This is a genomic window from Streptomyces violaceoruber, assembly GCF_033406955.1.
In the GTDB taxonomy this organism is placed as follows: Bacteria; Actinomycetota; Actinomycetes; order Streptomycetales; family Streptomycetaceae; genus Streptomyces; species Streptomyces violaceoruber.
The window spans coordinates 4,679,638-4,696,208 of the sequence record NZ_CP137734.1; the positions used below are offsets into that span (position 1 = coordinate 4,679,638).

The following is a 16,571-nucleotide window of genomic DNA, read 5'->3' on the forward strand; positions in this document are numbered from 1 at the left end:
CTCAGTATGGTCACTCAAACACGAACGGGCCGCACGCGTGTGCGTGCGGCCCGTTACGGGAGAGGCGCCTGATCAGTGGCCGCCCTGGTCCTTGAAGCGCTTGTAGGACCGCTCGATCTCGGCCTCGGCCTCGGTGCGGCCCACCCAGTCGGCGCCCTCGACGGACTTGCCGGGCTCCAGGTCCTTGTAGACCTCGAAGAAGTGCTGGATCTCCAGGCGGTCGAACTCCGACACGTGGTGGATGTCACGCAGGTGCTCCACGCGCGGGTCGGTCGACGGCACGCACAGCAGCTTGTCGTCGCCGCCGGCCTCGTCCGTCATCCGGAACATGCCGATCGCGCGGCAGCGGATGAGGCAGCCCGGGAAGGTCGGCTCGTCCAGGATGACCAGCGCGTCCAGCGGGTCGCCGTCCTCGCCGAGGGTGTTCTCGACGAAGCCGTAGTCGGTCGGGTAGGCGGTCGAGGTGAACAGGCGGCGGTCCAGGCGGATACGACCGGTCTCGTGGTCCACCTCGTACTTGTTCCGCGAACCCTTCGGGATCTCGATCGTGACGTCGAACTCCACCGGACGCTCCTCCATGATCAGCACATAGTTCTGGTGGTTAAGTGTCCCTCACGCAGGTGTGTGATCGCGAAAGGGGCTGGTGACAGTGCCAGAGCTGAGGCCTTGGCGGACCGCGCGACCGCGTGTCGCGCGGGCCGCGGATGCCGTACGTCCCCGTGTGTCCCGCTTCGTCCGGGCCGCCGGACCGCGGGTCGCACGGTTGGCACGGGCCACGGCGCCGCGGCTCGCCCGGATCACGAGGCCGAAGACCTGGCAGTACACCGCCGGTGCCGCCACCGCCGGGCTGGCACTGGCCGCCGGGGTGGTGACCGTCGCCGGTCCCTGGGACTCCACGGGTCAGCGTACGGCCGAGCGGGACCGGGCCGTCGCCCTCGGGCGCCCGGGTGGCACAGATCACGGCCGTGGATCCGGGGCCTCCGGTACGTCGTCCGGTTCGCCCCGCCCCGCGCCCAGCGCCGGGGCCGTACTGGCCGGTCTCGACGGCACCTCCGCCCCCGGTGGCATCAAGGCGGCACCCGGCGACCAGGACCTCGCGGACCTCCTCGACCCCCTGCTCAAGGACGCCCCCGGGCTCGGCGGGCGCCGTGCGGCGGCCGTCGTCGACCTCACCACCGGCAAGCGCCTGTACGGCCTCGGCCCCGACGCCCCGCTCACCCCGGCCTCCACCACCAAGATCGCCACGGCGGTCGCCGCCCTCACCGCCCTCGGCCCCGACCACCGCCTCACCACCCGCACCGCCCTGGAGGCCGACACCGGCGAGGTCGTCCTGGTCGGCGGCGGCGACCCCACCCTCACCGCGCGCGAGGACGCCCGGGGCCTGGCCAGCCTGCGCACCCTCGCCGGGAAGACCGCCGCCGCCCTGAAGAAGCGGGGCGTGCGCGAGGTGACGCTGTCGTACGACACGACGCTCTACGCCGGTACGGAAATGCACCCGATCGGAGTCAACGAGAACCTCGCCCGCGTCACCGCCCTGATGGCCGACGAGGGCCGTACCGACGACTCCACCAGCGGCCCCGCCCCCCGCGTGCCCGACCCGGCCGCCGACGCCGCCCGCACCTTCGCCGGCCTCCTGAAGCAGCACGGCGTCACCGCGTCGGCCCCCGGCCCGTCCAAGGCCACCGGCCGCGCCGACACCCTCGCCACGGTCTCCTCGCCCCCGCTGTCGGCCCTGGTCGAGCGGATGCTGACCAACAGCGACAACGACCTCGCCGAGGCCCTGGCCCGCCACACCGCCGTGGCGACCGGCAAGCCCGCCGACTTCGACGGGGCGGGCGCCGCCGTCACGGCCCGCCTGAAACAGCTCGGCCTGCCGGTGGGCGGCGCGCGGTTCCACGACGGAAGCGGCCTGGACCGCACCGACCTGATCAGCCCCGACCTGCTCACCGCGCTGCTGGCCGAGGCGGCCGACCCGGCCCGCCCGCAGCTGCGCCCGGTCCTCACCGGCCTGCCCGTCGCCCACTTCACCGGAACCCTGGCCGGCCGTTACACGGACGGCGCAGCGGGCCTCGTCCGGGCCAAGACCGGCACCCTCACGGGCGTGAACACCCTCGCCGGCACGGTGACCACCCCCGACGGCCGCCTCCTCGGCTTCGCCTTCCTGGCCAACGACACGACGGACGCCTGGGCGGCGCAGTCGGCTCTGGACGGGGCGGCGACGACCCTGGCCTCCGAGACCCCGTAGCCGCGGGCAGTCGTGGGCGGGCGCGGCGGCACCCCGCCGACGCCGGGCCGCGTGATCCACCCCGGCAGCCGCCCCGCCGCACAACTGCCCCCCAGCGGCGGCGCTCCCGTACCGTTGACGCATGACGAGCATCGGCGCAAATTCCGGCATGGTCGACTGGAACCTCGCGGTGGCGACCGCGACCCGGCTCGTACGGCCGGGCCCCGAGGTGAGCCGCGACGAGGCCAGGGCCGTCGTCGCCGAGCTCCGCCGCCATGCCAAGTCCTCGGAGGAGCACGTCCGCGGCTTCACCCGGATGGGCACCGAGGAGACCCACGACACCCCCCTCCTGGTGGTCGACCGGCCCGGCTGGGTCCGGGCCAACGTCGCCGGGTTCCGGGAGCTGCTCAAGCCCCTGCTCGAGAAGATGCAGGAGCGGCGCGGCGGCGGCGCGGGCAACGCGGTCCTCGGCGCCGTCGGCGGCAAGGTCACCGGCGTGGAGCTGGGCATGCTGCTGTCGTTCCTGTCCTCCCGCGTCCTCGGCCAGTACGAGACGTTCGCCCCGGCCACCCGGGAACTGCCCGCCGGCGCGAACGGCGGCGGCCGGCTGCTCCTGGTCGCCCCGAACATCGTCCACGTCGAACGCGAACTCGACGTCGAGCCGCACGACTTCCGCCTGTGGGTGACCCTGCACGAGGAGACGCACCGCACGCAGTTCACCGCCGTGCCCTGGCTGCGCGACCACCTGGAGGGCGAAATCCAGTCGTTCCTGGCCGAGACCGACGTGGACCCGATGACCGTCCTCGAACGGGTCCGCGAGGCCGCCCAGTCGCTGGCCGGGGGCCGTCCCGAGGCGGAGGAGGACGACGGCGGCCGCTCGCTCGTGGAGCTGGTGCAGACCCCGGCCCAACGGGAGGTTCTCGGCCGCCTCACCGCCGTGATGTCCCTCCTGGAGGGGCACGCCGACTTCGTGATGGACGGCGTGGGACCGGCGGTCGTGCCGAGCGTCGGGGAGATCCGGGAGAAGTTCCAGCAGCGCCGCGCCAAGGGCGCCTCCCGCCTCGACATGGCGCTGCGCAAGCTGCTCGGCCTGGACGCCAAGCTCCGCCAGTACCGGGACGGCGAACGGTTCGTACGGGCCGTCGTCGAGGAGTGCGGCATGGACGGCTTCAACCGCGTCTGGACCTCGCCCAACACGCTCCCCACCAAGTCGGAGATCGCCAAACCGGCGGACTGGATCGCGCGGGTGCACCGCAAGCCGGAGGCGTGAGCCGCGCGGGCGGGGCGTGAAACGATTCCGGCCGACGGCAGGCGAACGACCCTTCAATCACCCGTCCGAGGGACCGTGAGCCTTCGGCAGGCGTGCGATGCTCAGGGAACGGCCCGTTTCTGTCACCATCTACACACTCTGCGTGACCGAACCTCGGGCTCACCCCCGACAACTTCATGAAGGGCACCGGACATGGGTCCCCATCCTGCGGTCGCGGCGATACGCCTGGCGGTCCGCCGCGTCCTCCACGACATCCTCACCGAACTGAACACCCCGGCCGGCGTCCCCGCCGCGACGGCCGTCGAACGTACGCCTGAGCGTGCGCCCGGACTCCCCACGGCACCGCTCGTGCTCGTGGCGTGCTCCGGCGGTGCCGACTCCATGGCGCTCGCCTCCGCCCTCGCCTTCGAGGCCCCCCGGCTCGGCGTCCGGGCCGGCGGTGTCACCGTCGACCACGGCCTCCAGAGCGGCTCCGACCTGCGTGCCGAAGAGGTCGTCCTGCGCCTGCGCGAACTGGGCCTCGACCCCGTGGAGGCCACCGCCGTGACCGTCGGCCGCGCCGGCGGCCCGGAAGCCGCCGCCCGCGACGCACGCTACGCCGCCCTCGACGCCGCCGCCGCCCGCCACGGCGCCGCCGCCGTCCTGCTCGGCCACACCCGCGACGACCAGGCCGAGACCGTCCTGCTGGGCCTCGCCCGCGGCTCCGGCATCCGCTCCCTGTCGGGCATGGCCGCGGTCTCGGGGGCCGGCGGCCGTTACCGGCGCCCCTTCCTCCAGGTCGACCGCCAGACCGCCCGCAAGGCCTGCATGGTCCAGTCCCTCCCCGTGTGGGACGACCCCCACAACGCCGACCCCGCCTACACCCGCTCCCGGCTGCGCCACGAGGGCCTGCCCGCCCTGGAGAAGGCGCTCGGCAAGGGCGTCGTCGAGGCCCTCGCCCGTACGGCCCAGCTCTCCCGGGACGACGCCGACGCCCTCGACACCTGGGCCCGCCAGGCGGAGGCCGGCGTCCGCGACGCCACCGGCGGACTGGAGTGCGCCAAGCTGTACGCCCTGCCGCCCGCCGTACGCCGCCGCATCCTGCGCCGCGCCGCCCTGGAGGCCGGTGCCCCGGGCGGTGCACTGTTCGCCCGCCACATCGAGGAAGTCGACCGGCTGATCACCGGCTGGCGCGGTCAGGGGGCCATCAACCTCCCCGGCAAAGTCGTCGCCCGGCGGCAGGGTGGCAGACTGGTGATTCGGCAAGGCTGAATCCGGACCCTCCCACCGATCCGCACACGGATCGACGGGGCGCTCCGGAATGGCCGGTGGGACGACCGAAAGTGATGCGGGTGGACGCGAACGACATGGGTGCCGACCTCGAGAAGGTACTCATCACCAAGGAAGAGATCGACGCGAAGCTGGCCGAGCTGGCCGCGAAGATCGACGCGGAGTACGCGGGCAAGGACCTGCTCATCGTCGGCGTCCTCAAGGGCGCCGTGATGGTCATGGCCGACCTGGCGCGCACGCTGTCCACCCCCGTCACGATGGACTGGATGGCGGTGTCCTCGTACGGCGCGGGCACCCAGTCCTCCGGTGTGGTGCGGATCCTCAAGGACCTCGACACCGACATCAAGGGCCGCCACGTCCTGATCGTCGAGGACATCATCGACTCCGGCCTGACCCTGTCCTGGCTGATCTCCAACCTCGGCTCGCGCGAGCCCGCCTCCCTCAAGGTGTGCACGCTGCTGCGCAAGCCCGACGCCGCGAAGGTCGCCATCGACGTGGAGTGGGTCGGCTTCGACATCCCCAACGAGTTCGTCGTCGGCTACGGCCTCGACTACGCCGAGAAGTACCGCAACCTCCCGTTCGTCGGTACGCTCGCGCCCCACGTGTACGGCGGCTGACGCTGCCCCGTAACGGGCTTCACGGTGTTTGTGCGGGTCACCCGGGAACCCCTCGGGCCCCCGCGCCGTTGGAGGATGCAGACGGGACGTCGGCCCGCCCGTGCGGCTGAGGGCCGCCACGCTGGGGTACCGTCAGAAGAACTGTCTTATCAAACTCACTATGGCAGGAGGGACGGGGCGACACCGCTCCGTGTGGATGGACGTGAAGCGATACTTCCGTGGGCCAATCATGTGGATCGTGCTGGCCGTCCTTGCCGTGGTCGTGTTGATGCAGGTCGTGGGCTCGTCCGGTGGCTACAAGACGGTCGACACGGGCCAGGTCGTCCAGGCGATCAACGACAACAGGGTCGAGTCGGCCAAGCTGACCACCGGTGACGAGCAGACCATCAAGGTCCAGCTCAAGGACGGCCAGAAGGTCGAGGGCAGCTCGAAGATCCAGGCGAGCTACATCGGCGACCAGGGCGTGACCCTCGCCAACACACTTCAGAACAAGTACCAGGACAAGCAGATCCCCGACGGCTACACGGTGTCGCCGTCGAAGCAGAACCCGTTCGTCGGGATCCTGCTCTCCCTGCTCCCGTTCGTCCTGATCGTGGTCGTCTTCCTGTTCCTGATGAATCAGATGCAGGGCGGCGGCTCCCGGGTCATGAACTTCGGGAAGTCCAAGGCGAAGCTCATCACCAAGGACACCCCCAAGACGACGTTCTCCGACGTCGCCGGGTCCGACGAGGCCGTCGAGGAACTCCACGAGATCAAGGAGTTCCTCCAGGAGCCGGCCAAGTTCCAGGCCGTCGGCGCCAAGATCCCCAAGGGCGTGCTGCTGTACGGCCCGCCCGGTACCGGCAAGACCCTGCTCGCGCGTGCCGTCGCGGGCGAGGCGGGCGTGCCGTTCTACTCGATCTCCGGTTCCGACTTCGTCGAGATGTTCGTCGGTGTCGGTGCCTCCCGAGTGCGTGACCTGTTCGAGCAGGCCAAGGCGAACGCCCCGGCCATCGTCTTCGTCGACGAGATCGACGCGGTCGGCCGCCACCGCGGCGCCGGCCTCGGCGGCGGTCACGACGAGCGCGAGCAGACCCTGAACCAGCTGCTCGTCGAGATGGACGGCTTCGACGTCAAGGGCGGCGTGATCCTCATCGCCGCGACGAACCGGCCCGACATCCTCGACCCGGCGCTGCTGCGTCCCGGCCGCTTCGACCGGCAGATCGCCGTCGACCGCCCGGACATGCAGGGCCGTCTGGAGATCCTCAAGGTCCACCAGAAGGGCAAGCCGGTCGCGCCCGACGTCGACCTGTCGGCCGTCGCCCGCCGTACGCCCGGCATGACCGGTGCCGATCTGGCCAACGTGCTGAACGAGGCCGCCCTGCTGACGGCCCGCAGCGACCAGAAGCTGATCGACAACCACATGCTGGACGAGGCGATCGACCGCGTGGTCGCGGGCCCGCAGAAGCGGACCCGGATCATGTCGGACAAGGAGAAGAAGATCACCGCGTACCACGAGGGCGGTCACGCCCTGGTCGCGGCGGCCTCACCGAACTCCGACCCGGTCCACAAGATCACCATCCTGTCCAGAGGCCGCGCCCTCGGCTACACGATGGTGCTCCCGGACGAGGACAAGTACTCGACCACGCGCAACGAGATGCTCGACCAGCTCGCCTACATGCTGGGCGGCCGCGCGGCCGAGGAGCTCGTCTTCCACGACCCGACGACGGGCGCGGCCAACGACATCGAGAAGGCCACCGGCCTGGCCCGGGCGATGGTCACCCAGTACGGCATGACCGAGCGCCTCGGCGCCATCAAGTTCGGCGGCGACAACAGCGAGCCGTTCCTCGGACGTGAGATGGCGCACCAGCGCGACTACTCGGAAGAGGTCGCCGCGCTGGTCGACGAGGAGGTCAAGAAGCTCATCGAGACGGCGCACAACGAGGCCTGGGAGATCCTGGTCGAGAACCGCGACGTCCTCGACAACCTCGTCCTCGCGCTGCTGGAGAAGGAGACGCTGGGCAAGGAGGAGATCGCCGAGGTCTTCTCCCAGATCGTCAAGCGCCCGGCCCGGCCCGCCTGGACCGGTTCCTCCCGCCGTACGCCCTCGACGCGTCCGCCGGTGCTCTCCCCCAAGGAGCTGGCACTGACGAACGGGGCGAACGGCGCGACGGCGGCGATCTCCACCGCCAAGAGCACCACGGTGGAGCCCGCTCCGGCACCGGAGCGAGCACCGGAGGACCGCCCGGAGAGCTGACCCCGGCCGCCTCGGACCGCCCCGGCGGCCCGACCAGGCCCGGAATGTATGCCGCACCCCCCAGGTTCTAGCCTTGGGGGGTGCGGCATTTTCGTATGCCGTCGCAGGACGGATCAGGAACGAGGCATCACATGACCGACCCCGTGACGCTGGACGGCGAGGGCCAGATCGGCGAGTTCGACGAGAAGCGTGCCGAGAACGCCGTACGGGAACTGCTGATCGCGGTCGGCGAGGACCCGGACCGCGAGGGCCTCAGGGAGACTCCGGCGCGCGTGGCACGGGCGTACAGGGAGATATTCGCCGGCCTGTGGCAGGAGCCGGAGGACGTGCTGACGACGACGTTCGACCTCGGGCACGACGAGATGGTCCTGGTGAAGGACATCGAGGTGTTCTCCACCTGTGAGCATCATCTGGTGCCGTTCCGCGGGGTGGCGCACGTCGGCTACATCCCGTCCACCAGCGGGAAGATCACCGGTCTGTCGAAGCTGGCCCGGCTCGTGGACGTCTACGCGCGCCGCCCGCAGGTGCAGGAACGTCTCACCACGCAGATCGCGGACTCCCTGATGGAGATCCTGGAACCGCGCGGGGTGATCGTCGTGGTCGAGTGCGAGCACATGTGCATGTCCATGCGGGGCATCCGCAAGCCCGGGGCGAAGACCCTCACCTCGGCCGTGCGGGGTCAGCTGCGGGATGTCGCCACGCGCAACGAGGCCATGAGCCTGATCATGGCTCGCTGAGTCCGCGGGGGCGGGTCAGGCCGCTGAGGCGGCGCCCGGGTGGTCGTCGTCCTCGTCTTCCGGGAGTCTGCACACCCGTTCCATGAAGAGGGCGGCCGCTATCACGGCGATGCCCGCGACGACCGAGGCGCCCGCGTAGATGGCCTGGTCACGGCGGGCCGGGATGTCGAGGTACTCCAGCAGGAAGACGCCCGTGCCGCCGTACATGCCGGCGACGAGGGCGGCCACCAGGGCGCTGGCCTGGCCGAAGACGACGGCGCGGGCCGCCATCATCGGGTCGACGCCCTTGGCGTCGGGGACGCGGTCCCGCTGGGCCCTGAGGCGGGCGCGGATCGAGAGCGCCGTGGCCAGCAGGATCACCGCGATCAGGGCGAGGACGACGGGGGCGGCCAGGGGGACGCTCGGCAGCGTACCCACCGAGTTCCACAGGCGGGCGCCGGCCCAGGACAGGATTCCGGCGACGACGAAGACGCCGGCCAGCACCCTGATGCGCAGCTCTTTCACGGTGTTCCGGTGTCCCTTCGGCTCCCCGGCGCGGTTGTCCCGGCCTCGTCGTCCTCGTCGACCTTAACGACTACTCGGGCAGCTGGAGTTCCAGGTCGGCGCGGGGCGCGACGCCGTCGCGGGTGACGGCGGCCAGGAGGTCGGCGACCCTGCCCCGGCCGGGCAGGGCGGCCTCCGGGTCGACGTCCAGCCAGGGGGCCAGCACGAAGGCGCGTTCGTGGGCGCGCGGGTGGGGGAGGGTGAGGTGCGGGTCGTCGGAGACGACCTCGGCGTAGGCGACGATGTCGACGTCCAGGGTGCGCGGGCCCCAGCGCTCGTCGCGGACCCGGTGGAAGGCCTCCTCGACCGCGTGCGCCCGCTCCAGGAGCGAGGAGGGGGGCAGGGTCGTCTTGAGGATCACGACCGCGTTGAAGTACGAGGGCTGGCTGTCGGGGGCGACGCCCCACGGCTCCGTCTCGTAGACCGGCGAGACGCCTTTGACCCGGACGCCGGGGGTGTCCTCCAGGGCGTCGATCGCGCCCTGGAGGGTCTCCAGGCGGTTGCCGAGGTTGGCTCCGAGGGCGACCACCGCGCGCTTGGGGTTGGACAGGGTGGTGTCCGCGGCGTCGACCTGCTCGATGACGGAGGCGGGCACGGGCTGTACGGTCGGGTCGCTCGGACCCTGGGCGAAGGGGGCGCTCATACACGGCTCCGGATGATGGTGACGGTCACGTCGTCGAAGGGGACGGTGATCGGCGCGTCCGGCTTGTGGACGCAGACCTCGACCTCCTCGACCCCTTCGTGCTTCAGACAGACCTGGGCGATGCGCTCGGCGAGGGTCTCGACGAGGTTGACCGGCTCGCCCTCGACGACGGCCACGACCTCCTCGGCCACGATGCCGTAGTGCACTGTCTTCGCCAGGTCGTCGTCGGCCGCGGCCGGGCGGGTGTCCAGGCCAAGGACGATGTCCACGAGGAAGGTCTGGCCGTCCTCGCGCTCCTTGGGGAACACACCGTGGTGCCCGCGGGCCTTCAGGCCGCGCAGCGCGACACGATCCACGCGAATCACTCCTGCAGTCGTCGGTCTCGGCCGGTCGTACCACGTGCGGGTGGTACGGCGGCCCCAGTCGAATCTACCCGCGTGCACCGACAGTGCCGGGCCGCGGGGGGCGGGGCTGGGTGGGGAGGGGGCAGGTCTTCACCGTGCGTTCTCCCTGGCGGTCCCGGTGGATCACGGGCTGGTAGCCGCCCCTACCCGCCGGTCCGTGATTCCAACCACTTCCCGGTTCCGGGTCCCCGGTCCCCAGTCCCCGGTCCCCGGTGGCGGGCCCCGGGTCCCTGTCCCGGGTGCCGGTGGCCGTCGGGCGGGTCAGGGGGGTGTGTCCTCGCCGTCCTCGTCCTCGGTTTCCGCGAGTACGGGGGAGGCGTGGTGGGACCAGAGCTTCCAGCCGGCCGGTGTGCGCCGGAAGGTGTTGGTGGCGACGACGAGCTGGCCGACGAGCGGGCCGAGCTCCTCGCCGCCGTCGGGGGCGGGGCCGCCGCTGAGGATGTTCTCGGTGCAGGTGACCAGGGCCGTGTCGCCGGTGACGGAGACGTGCACGTCGGTGAGGAAGAACTGGATGTAGTCCGTGTTCGCCATGATCAGGGCGTAGGAGCGCAGGACCTCGCCGCGGCCGGTGAGCACCGGCCAGCCCGGGTGGACGCAGGAGACCACGCCGGCGTCGGCCGGGTCGTGGTACGACTCGTCGACGCCCAGGTCGGAGGGGGTGAGCCAGAACTCGGAGACCTTCTCGAAGTCGCCCTCCTCCAGGGCCTCGTAGAAGGCGGTGTTAGCGGCCTCGACCTGTTCTACGTCGAGGTGCGGCGCGTTCACCGGGCTCCTTCGACGGCGCGGGCGACGCGGACGGCGTCGGCCGTGGCGCGGACCTCGTGGACGCGGACCGCCCACGCGCCGGCCTGCGCGGCGAGCGCGGAGACCGCGGCGGTGGCCGCGTCGCGCTCGCGCGCGGGGGGCGGGGCGGCGTCCGGGCCGGCGAGGACGCGGCCGAGGAAGCGTTTGCGGGAGGCGGCGACGAGGAGGGGGTGGCCGAGGGTGAGGAGGCGGTCGAGGTGGGCGAGGAGGACGAGGTCGTGCTCGGCGTCCTTGGAGAAGCCGAGGCCGGGGTCGACGATCACGCGGTCGGGGGCGATGCCGCCGTCGAGGACGGCGTCCACGCGTGCGTGGAGTTCGTCGACGACCTCTGTCACGACGTCGGCGTAGGTGCCTTTGACGTTGCCGTCCTTCAGGAGGCCGCGCCAGTGCATGACGACGAAGGGGGCGCCCGTGTCGGCGACGACCGGGATCATCCGGGGGTCGGCGAGGCCGCCGCTGACGTCGTTGACCAGGGTGGCGCCGGCGGCGAGGGCCTGGCCGGCGACGGAGGCGCGCATGGTGTCGACGGAGACCGTCACGCCCTCGGAGGCGAGGCCGCGCACGACCGGGACGACGCGCCTGAGTTCCTCGTCCTCGTCGACGCGGGTGGCGCCGGGGCGGGTGGACTCGCCGCCGACGTCCACGAGGTCGGCGCCCTGGGCGACCAGGTCCAGGCCGTGTTTGATGGCCGCCGTGGTGTCGAAGAAGCGGCCGCCGTCGGAGAAGGAGTCGGGGGTTACGTTGACGACTCCCATGACCGCGCAGCGGTCCCATGCGGTCAGTCCCGCGAGATGGCGTCGGCGGCGGCCGGTCTGCTTGCTCATGTGTTCAGCGTAGGCGGTGGGCTGTGGGGGGTGCGCGGGGTGCCTGCGGCGGCCTGTGCGGGTTCGGTGGGGGTGCGCGTTGCGCTGTTTGTCCGGTGGGTGGGTCGGGGTCGCGCCGGGGGGTGTCCGTCCTCGGAACGGCGCGGAATCGGTCACTTGAAAAGGCTCGGGGCGTTGACGCGCCAACCGCTGCGGGCGGACACCCCCCGACACGCCCCCTCCTCGCCGTACGCGGCTCTCCCCCGCCCACGCTCCGCGTCCCGCTCATCGCCGTACGCGGCTGACCGCCCGTCCCCGCCCCGGCTGCGGGCCGCCGCCGCTGCGGGCAGTCGTGCCGCTGGGGCGGCACGGGTGGGCGCAGCGGCACCCCGCAACGCCGGGCCGCGTCCCCCTCGCGCCCGCACCCACCCCGGGGGCACCGGTAACGCCGGGCCGCGCGATCCACCCCGCAACGGACCGGCGTCGTCACGCCGCCCGCGCCTCGCGCTCCGGTACGCCGTGGGCGCAGGGGCGGCGCGAGGGCGTCCGGCGCTGGAGGAAGCGGGGGAGGGGGATCGTGACGAACCCCTCCGCCTGCATCGCGGCGAAGCCGATGCGCGGGAGGTCGGCCGAGCGGCGGTAGACGACGAAACGCGGCTCCCAACGCGGGCGGAACTTCGCGTTGAACTTGTACAGGGACTCGATCTGGAACCAGCGGGAGAGGAAGACCAGCAGGCCGCGCCACGCGCGGAGGACGGGGCCCGCGCCGATCTTCTCGCCCCGTGCGAGTGCCGCGCGGAACATCGCGAAGTTCAGGGACACCCGGGCGATGCCCAGTTTCGGGGCGGCCTGGAGCGCGGCCACGATCAGGAGTTCGTTCATGCCGGGGTCGGCCGCGCGGTCGCGCCGCATGAGGTCCAGGGACGCGCCGTCCGTGCCCCACGGCACGAAGTGCAGGACCGCCTTCAGGTCGCCGTACTCGCCGGGTTCCGTGTCCTGCTTGTGGGCTGTCGCTATCAGGCAGTCGCCGTCGGCCGGGTCGCCGACGCGGCCCAGGGCCATGGAGAAGCCGCGCTCGGTGTCCGTGCCGCGCCAGGCGTCGGCGGCGCGCCGCACCCGGTCCAGTTCGGCGTCGGAGAGGTCAGCCACGCGCCGTACCCGGGTCTCGTAACCGGCGCGCTCGATGCGCTTGACCATCTGGCGCACGTTGCGCATCGCGCGGCCGGCGAGGGAGAAATCCGCTACGTCCACCACCGCCTCGTCGCCCAGTTCGAGGGCGTCGAGGCCCGTCTCGCGGGTCCAGACCTCGCCGCCGGTCTCCGAGCAGCCCATGACGGCCGGGGTCCAGGAGTGGGCGCGGGCCTCGTCCATGAAGCGTTCGATGGCGCCCGGCCAGGCCTCGACGTCGCCGATCGGGTCGCCGCTGGCCAGCATCACGCCGGAGACGACCCGGTAGGTGACGGCGGCCTTGCCGCTGGGGGAGAAGACGACCGCCTTGTCGCGGCGCAGCGCGAAGTGGCCGAGGGAGTCGCGGCCGCCGTGCCGGGCGAGGAGGGCGCGCAGGCGGGACTCGTCGTCCTCGGTGAGGCGGGCCGCGGGGTGTTCGGGGCGGAAGGCCAGGTAGATCGTGGTGACGGCGGTCAGGAGGCCGAGGGCGCCGAGGGAGAACGCGACCGTCCAGGAGGTGTTGCCGCGGTAGTCCACCGGGCCCTCGACGCCGAACAGGCCGTAGAGGACGTGGGTGATGCGGTCGGCCAGGCTGGGGTCGCCGAGCATGCGGTGCGGGTGGGCGTTGACGACGAGCAGGCCGAGCAGGACGGAACCGGCGCTCATGAGGACGAAGTTGGCCAGTGCCCGCCAGCGGCTGCGGGGGTCGGGGAGGGCGGCGAACTCGTCGCGGTGGCGCAGGAGGGGGAACAGCAGGGCCACGGAGATCAGTACGCCGAGGAGGGAGTGGCGGTACGTGAACTGCGCGACGGCGCCCAGCGGGAGCAGGGCCGCCGCCGCCCGCCAGGCCCGGCGTTTGCGGCGCTTGAGGCCGTGGGCCAGCAGGAGGAGCAGGACGCCCGCGCTGAGCGAGAGGGCGGCGGCGAAGGGGCCGAAGGCGCCGGGCAGGACCTCGGCGAGTGCGTGCATCCGGCTGTGGCGGAAGCGCGGGAAGGAGCCGGCCGCGATGTCCAGCAGGCCGACGAGCACGCAGGCGCGGCCGACGAGGAGGGGGATCCGGTCCGGGCGGGGGCCGCGCAGTGCGCGGCGTATGCGGGTGGGCCTCGTCGGAACCTCGCCCGACATTTCCTCATCTGTCCTGACAGACATCGCACCTGTGGTTCTGCGAGAGATCGTGGATCCCGGGCCCGTTCCGGGCATCCGGCGACATTGCGCCCTCTAGGACGGTGTCTCGGAGGGAGAGGTTCACTCCCCTGATCAACGGATAGCGCGGGCGGGTAGCAAGGCATGGGTCTCACGAGCAACAAGGTGCTGGCGCTGGCGGTGGTGGCCGGCGTGCTGCTGTTCGCCGGGACGGTGTGGTGGTGGCCGCGGCTGGCCGGGCGGAGTGTGCGGGCCGTTCTGGGGAGGGCCGGTCTGCTGCTCGCCACCCAGGTGGCGGTCTTCGCCGCGGTGGGACTGGTCGCCAATCAGTCCTTCGGGTTCTACGGCAGTTGGGCCGACCTGTTCGGCCGGGAGGACGGGCAGGGCGTGGTCGTGGACCACTCGGCCGGTGCGGGCGGCGGGCCGCTGCGGGTCGTCGGGGACCGGCGGGTGGCGCCGGCGGGCGGGGCGCGGCCGGACGTCTCGGGGCGAGTGGAGGAGATACGGGTCGTCGGGCGTACGTCCCGGATCGCGTCACCGGCGTATGTGTATTTGCCGCCGGAGTACTTTCAGACGCGGCACCGTGGCCGTACGTTTCCCGCGGCCGTCGTCCTGACCGGTTATCCGGGGACGGCGGAAGCGCTGGTGGAGAAACTCCACTACCCGCGTACGGCACTGGAGCTGGCGAAGGCCGGTCGGATGCGGCCGATGATCCTGGTGATGCTGCGGCCCACGGTGGCGCCGCCGCGCGACACGGAGTGCGTGGACGTACCGGGCGGGCCGCAGACGGAGACGTTCTTCGCGAAGGACCTGCCCCAGGCGGTCAGTACCCACTACCGGGTGGCCAAGGGGCCGCGGAGCTGGGGCGTCGTCGGCAACTCGACCGGCGGCTACTGCGCCCTGAAACTCGCCGCGCACCATCCGGAGGTGTACGCCGCCGGGGCCGGGCTGTCGCCGTACTACGACGCGCCGAACGACCCCACCACGGGTGATCTCTTCCAGGGGGACGAAGGGCTCGAGAAGCGGGCCAGTCTGTGGTGGTGTCTCAAGAACGCGCCCGCGCCCGACACTTCGCTGCTCGTCACCAGCAGCAGAACCGGCGAGACGAACTACAAGGACACGCTGAAGTTCATTGATCTGGTGAAGGGCAAGAGGCCGACCCGGATCTCGTCGATCATCCTGGAAAGCGGCGGGCACAACTTCAATACCTGGCGGCGGGAGATTCCCGCGACCCTGCGGTGGCTCGATGAGCGGCTGGATGGCGGGCGGGACGCTTGAATGATCTTGGAATCCGGGGGTAATTCGTCCGTCGTCGGCGATGTGGATTCCCCGTTCCCTGTGAACACGTCGGAGATGGCCGTGTTTTTACGGGGCGGGGCGCCAAGATTCGCCTACGCGCGGTAAGTTTCTGGCCATGCCACGTGGACGTCACCGCCATTCCCCGCCTCTGCACAGGCTGCTTCCTCCGTCGGCGATCGCAGGCGTTTCGGTCGTCTGCGCCCTCGGACCATGGTTGTTCAGCGAGGCCATGATCCTTCGTGTGCTGGCCGCGGCCGCCGCGGTGACGGCCGTGGTCGGCGCGGTCGTCATGCGGCACTGGGACGCGCAGGCGGGCCGGCAGGTCGCCGACCTCACCCGCGCGCGTGCGAGCGACGAGTGGCGCTTCGAGGAACGGGTCGCCGAACTGGAGTCCGACCTGGAGGAGTCGCGCGAGCTGCGGCAGAAGCTGGAGCACCGGCTGCGGGCCAAGCGCACCGAGCTGGCGGGGCTGCGCAACGAGCACGCCTCGCTGCTGCGGCGCTACGCCACGGCGGAGACCGAGCGCGCCAGCGCGCTGGAGGGCCGCCGGCTGCTGGAGATAGAGGCCGTGCCGCAGGCACCCGCGCTGCCGGCGGCCCGCACCGCCCCGGCAGCGGAGACGCCGGTGCAGGAGGCGCGGGAGCAGGAGGCGCGGGGGGAGGAAACGCCCGGCGTGGATGGTGCGGCCGAGGGGGTGTCCGGCGAGGGGGACGCGGCGGCCGAGGAGGGCTCCGTTCCCGCGGTCTTCTCACCCGAGGGTTCCCGGCTGTTCCTGCGCGCCAACGCGGCCCTGGCCCGCTTCGGCGGCGACGCGCCCGCCGACCCGGACGGTGGCGACCGGGCTGCGGCTTCCGAGGCCCCGGACGGCTCCGGCGGTGACGACGACGGGGACGGCGGCGGCGAGGGCGCGCCCGCGACCGAGGCGGGGCCGGAGGAGGAGGCGCAGGGGCAGCCCGAGGCGGCCGACGGCCATGAGCGCACCGCCGCCGCCTCCCCGACCACGACGTCCGACGAGCGGCCCGCGCAGCCCACCCAGTCCACGCAGCCCACCCGGCGGGCCGACGGGCACTTCACCGTGCCGACCGCGGTGGCCGTCGTACCGGCGGCCCCGGCGCGGCGTCCGGTGGTCGAGGGCGGTTTCGACTTCTTCGGCACCAAGCCCGCCGACAACGCGGCGGGCGCGTCCGACGCCGCTCTGGAGACCGTCCAGAACGAGGACCTCGCCGACGTGGTCGGCCAGGAGGCGCTCGCCCTGCACAAGGCCGAGGCCGAGGTCTCCTTCAAGCCGGCCGGCGAGGAGTCCCGGGGCGTGGGCCAGGTGATCGACCTGACGGCTCACGACGAGACCGAGCAGATCGACGTACAGGGGCTGCGCAGCGCGGTCTCCTGACCCGCGGTCCCCCGGCCGCGGG

At 72.2% G+C, this 16,571-nt stretch carries 15 protein-coding genes; 8 read left to right on the forward strand and 7 right to left on the reverse strand.

Features of this window, described 5'->3' with window-relative positions:
* Positions 1-72 precede the first annotated feature (72 nt).
* Entirely contained in the window at positions 73-564 is a 492-nt protein-coding gene (locus R2E43_RS21120) for an inorganic diphosphatase (RefSeq protein WP_003975424.1), read from the reverse strand.
* A 79-nt stretch (positions 565-643) separates the two neighbouring features.
* Here R2E43_RS21120 and dacB point away from each other — a divergent pair, with 79 nt between their 5' ends.
* The 6 genes from dacB to folE all read left to right on the forward strand — a co-directional run bounded on the left by dacB (position 644) and on the right by folE (position 8,353).
* Positions 644-2,245 carry a D-alanyl-D-alanine carboxypeptidase/D-alanyl-D-alanine endopeptidase gene (gene dacB / locus R2E43_RS21125; RefSeq protein WP_206309225.1) on the forward strand — a complete coding sequence of 534 codons (1,602 nt, stop codon included), beginning with the start codon at positions 644-646 and terminating at the stop codon, positions 2,243-2,245.
* Between the two features lie 121 nt (positions 2,246-2,366).
* Positions 2,367-3,494, forward strand: coding sequence for a zinc-dependent metalloprotease (locus R2E43_RS21130; RefSeq protein WP_003975426.1), 1,128 nt, complete (start codon positions 2,367-2,369; stop codon positions 3,492-3,494).
* Between the two features lie 192 nt (positions 3,495-3,686).
* Positions 3,687-4,745, forward strand: a complete 1,059-nt coding sequence (gene tilS, locus R2E43_RS21135) for a tRNA lysidine(34) synthetase TilS (protein WP_003975427.1) — start codon at positions 3,687-3,689, stop codon at positions 4,743-4,745.
* Positions 4,746-4,819: 74 nt separating this feature from the next.
* A complete protein-coding gene (gene hpt / locus R2E43_RS21140) occupies positions 4,820-5,380 on the forward strand; it encodes a hypoxanthine phosphoribosyltransferase (protein WP_007452004.1) in 561 nt (186 codons plus the stop codon).
* Positions 5,381-5,576: 196 nt separating this feature from the next.
* Entirely contained in the window at positions 5,577-7,616 is a 2,040-nt protein-coding gene (gene ftsH / locus R2E43_RS21145; protein ID WP_030867756.1) for an ATP-dependent zinc metalloprotease FtsH, read from the forward strand.
* Between the two features lie 131 nt (positions 7,617-7,747).
* Positions 7,748-8,353, forward strand: coding sequence for a GTP cyclohydrolase I FolE (folE, locus tag R2E43_RS21150; RefSeq protein WP_003975430.1), 606 nt, complete (start codon positions 7,748-7,750; stop codon positions 8,351-8,353).
* 15 nt (positions 8,354-8,368) lie between these two features.
* Here folE and R2E43_RS21155 read toward each other — a convergent pair whose 3' ends face one another.
* The 6 genes from R2E43_RS21155 to R2E43_RS21180 all read right to left on the reverse strand — a co-directional run bounded on the left by R2E43_RS21155 (position 8,369) and on the right by R2E43_RS21180 (position 13,842).
* Complete coding sequence (locus R2E43_RS21155; RefSeq protein WP_003975431.1) at positions 8,369-8,857, reverse strand: DUF3180 domain-containing protein; 489 nt, start codon at positions 8,855-8,857, stop codon at positions 8,369-8,371.
* 70 nt (positions 8,858-8,927) lie between these two features.
* Positions 8,928-9,539 carry a 2-amino-4-hydroxy-6-hydroxymethyldihydropteridine diphosphokinase gene (gene folK / locus R2E43_RS21160; RefSeq protein WP_003975432.1) on the reverse strand — a complete coding sequence of 204 codons (612 nt, stop codon included), beginning with the start codon at positions 9,537-9,539 and terminating at the stop codon, positions 8,928-8,930.
* Positions 9,536-9,895 (reverse strand): dihydroneopterin aldolase, encoded by a 360-nt coding sequence (gene folB, locus R2E43_RS21165; protein WP_011028954.1) that lies wholly within the window; start codon positions 9,893-9,895, stop codon positions 9,536-9,538. Before folB ends, folK begins: the two co-directional genes overlap by 4 nt.
* Positions 9,896-10,204: 309 nt before the next feature.
* Complete coding sequence (locus tag R2E43_RS21170; protein WP_003975434.1) at positions 10,205-10,708, reverse strand: nuclear transport factor 2 family protein; 504 nt, start codon at positions 10,706-10,708, stop codon at positions 10,205-10,207.
* Entirely contained in the window at positions 10,705-11,571 is an 867-nt protein-coding gene (gene folP / locus R2E43_RS21175) for a dihydropteroate synthase (protein WP_003975435.1), read from the reverse strand. Before folP ends, R2E43_RS21170 begins: the two co-directional genes overlap by 4 nt.
* 465 nt (positions 11,572-12,036) lie before the next feature.
* Positions 12,037-13,842 carry a phosphatidylglycerol lysyltransferase domain-containing protein gene (locus tag R2E43_RS21180; RefSeq protein WP_003975436.1) on the reverse strand — a complete coding sequence of 602 codons (1,806 nt, stop codon included), beginning with the start codon at positions 13,840-13,842 and terminating at the stop codon, positions 12,037-12,039.
* Positions 13,843-14,004: 162 nt separating this feature from the next.
* Here R2E43_RS21180 and R2E43_RS21185 point away from each other — a divergent pair, with 162 nt between their 5' ends.
* Together R2E43_RS21185 and R2E43_RS21190 are read left to right on the forward strand one after the other, a co-directional pair.
* On the forward strand, positions 14,005-15,138 hold the full coding sequence (locus R2E43_RS21185; protein WP_003975437.1) for an alpha/beta hydrolase: 1,134 nt from the start codon (positions 14,005-14,007) through the stop codon (positions 15,136-15,138).
* A 136-nt stretch (positions 15,139-15,274) separates the two neighbouring features.
* Complete coding sequence (locus tag R2E43_RS21190; protein WP_329431554.1) at positions 15,275-16,549, forward strand: hypothetical protein; 1,275 nt, start codon at positions 15,275-15,277, stop codon at positions 16,547-16,549.
* The last annotated feature ends 22 nt before the right edge of the window (positions 16,550-16,571 follow it).

Bases quoted from the DNA above. Each gene is read 5' to 3' on its own strand.
- R2E43_RS21180 (WP_003975436.1), bottom strand. From the start codon at position 13,842: ATGTCGGGCGAGGTTCCGACGAGGCCCACCCGCATACGCCGCGCACTG.
- R2E43_RS21190 (WP_329431554.1), top strand. From the start codon at position 15,275: ATGCCACGTGGACGTCACCGCCATTCCCCGCCTCTGCACAGGCTGCTT.
- R2E43_RS21130 (WP_003975426.1), top strand. From the start codon at position 2,367: ATGACGAGCATCGGCGCAAATTCCGGCATGGTCGACTGGAACCTCGCG.
- R2E43_RS21185 (WP_003975437.1), top strand. From the start codon at position 14,005: ATGGGTCTCACGAGCAACAAGGTGCTGGCGCTGGCGGTGGTGGCCGGC.
- hpt (WP_007452004.1), top strand. From the start codon at position 4,820: ATGCGGGTGGACGCGAACGACATGGGTGCCGACCTCGAGAAGGTACTC.
- ftsH (WP_030867756.1), top strand. From the start codon at position 5,577: ATGGACGTGAAGCGATACTTCCGTGGGCCAATCATGTGGATCGTGCTG.
- folE (WP_003975430.1), top strand. From the start codon at position 7,748: ATGACCGACCCCGTGACGCTGGACGGCGAGGGCCAGATCGGCGAGTTC.
- tilS (WP_003975427.1), top strand. From the start codon at position 3,687: ATGGGTCCCCATCCTGCGGTCGCGGCGATACGCCTGGCGGTCCGCCGC.
- folP (WP_003975435.1), bottom strand. From the start codon at position 11,571: ATGAGCAAGCAGACCGGCCGCCGCCGACGCCATCTCGCGGGACTGACC.
- folK (WP_003975432.1), bottom strand. From the start codon at position 9,539: ATGAGCGCCCCCTTCGCCCAGGGTCCGAGCGACCCGACCGTACAGCCC.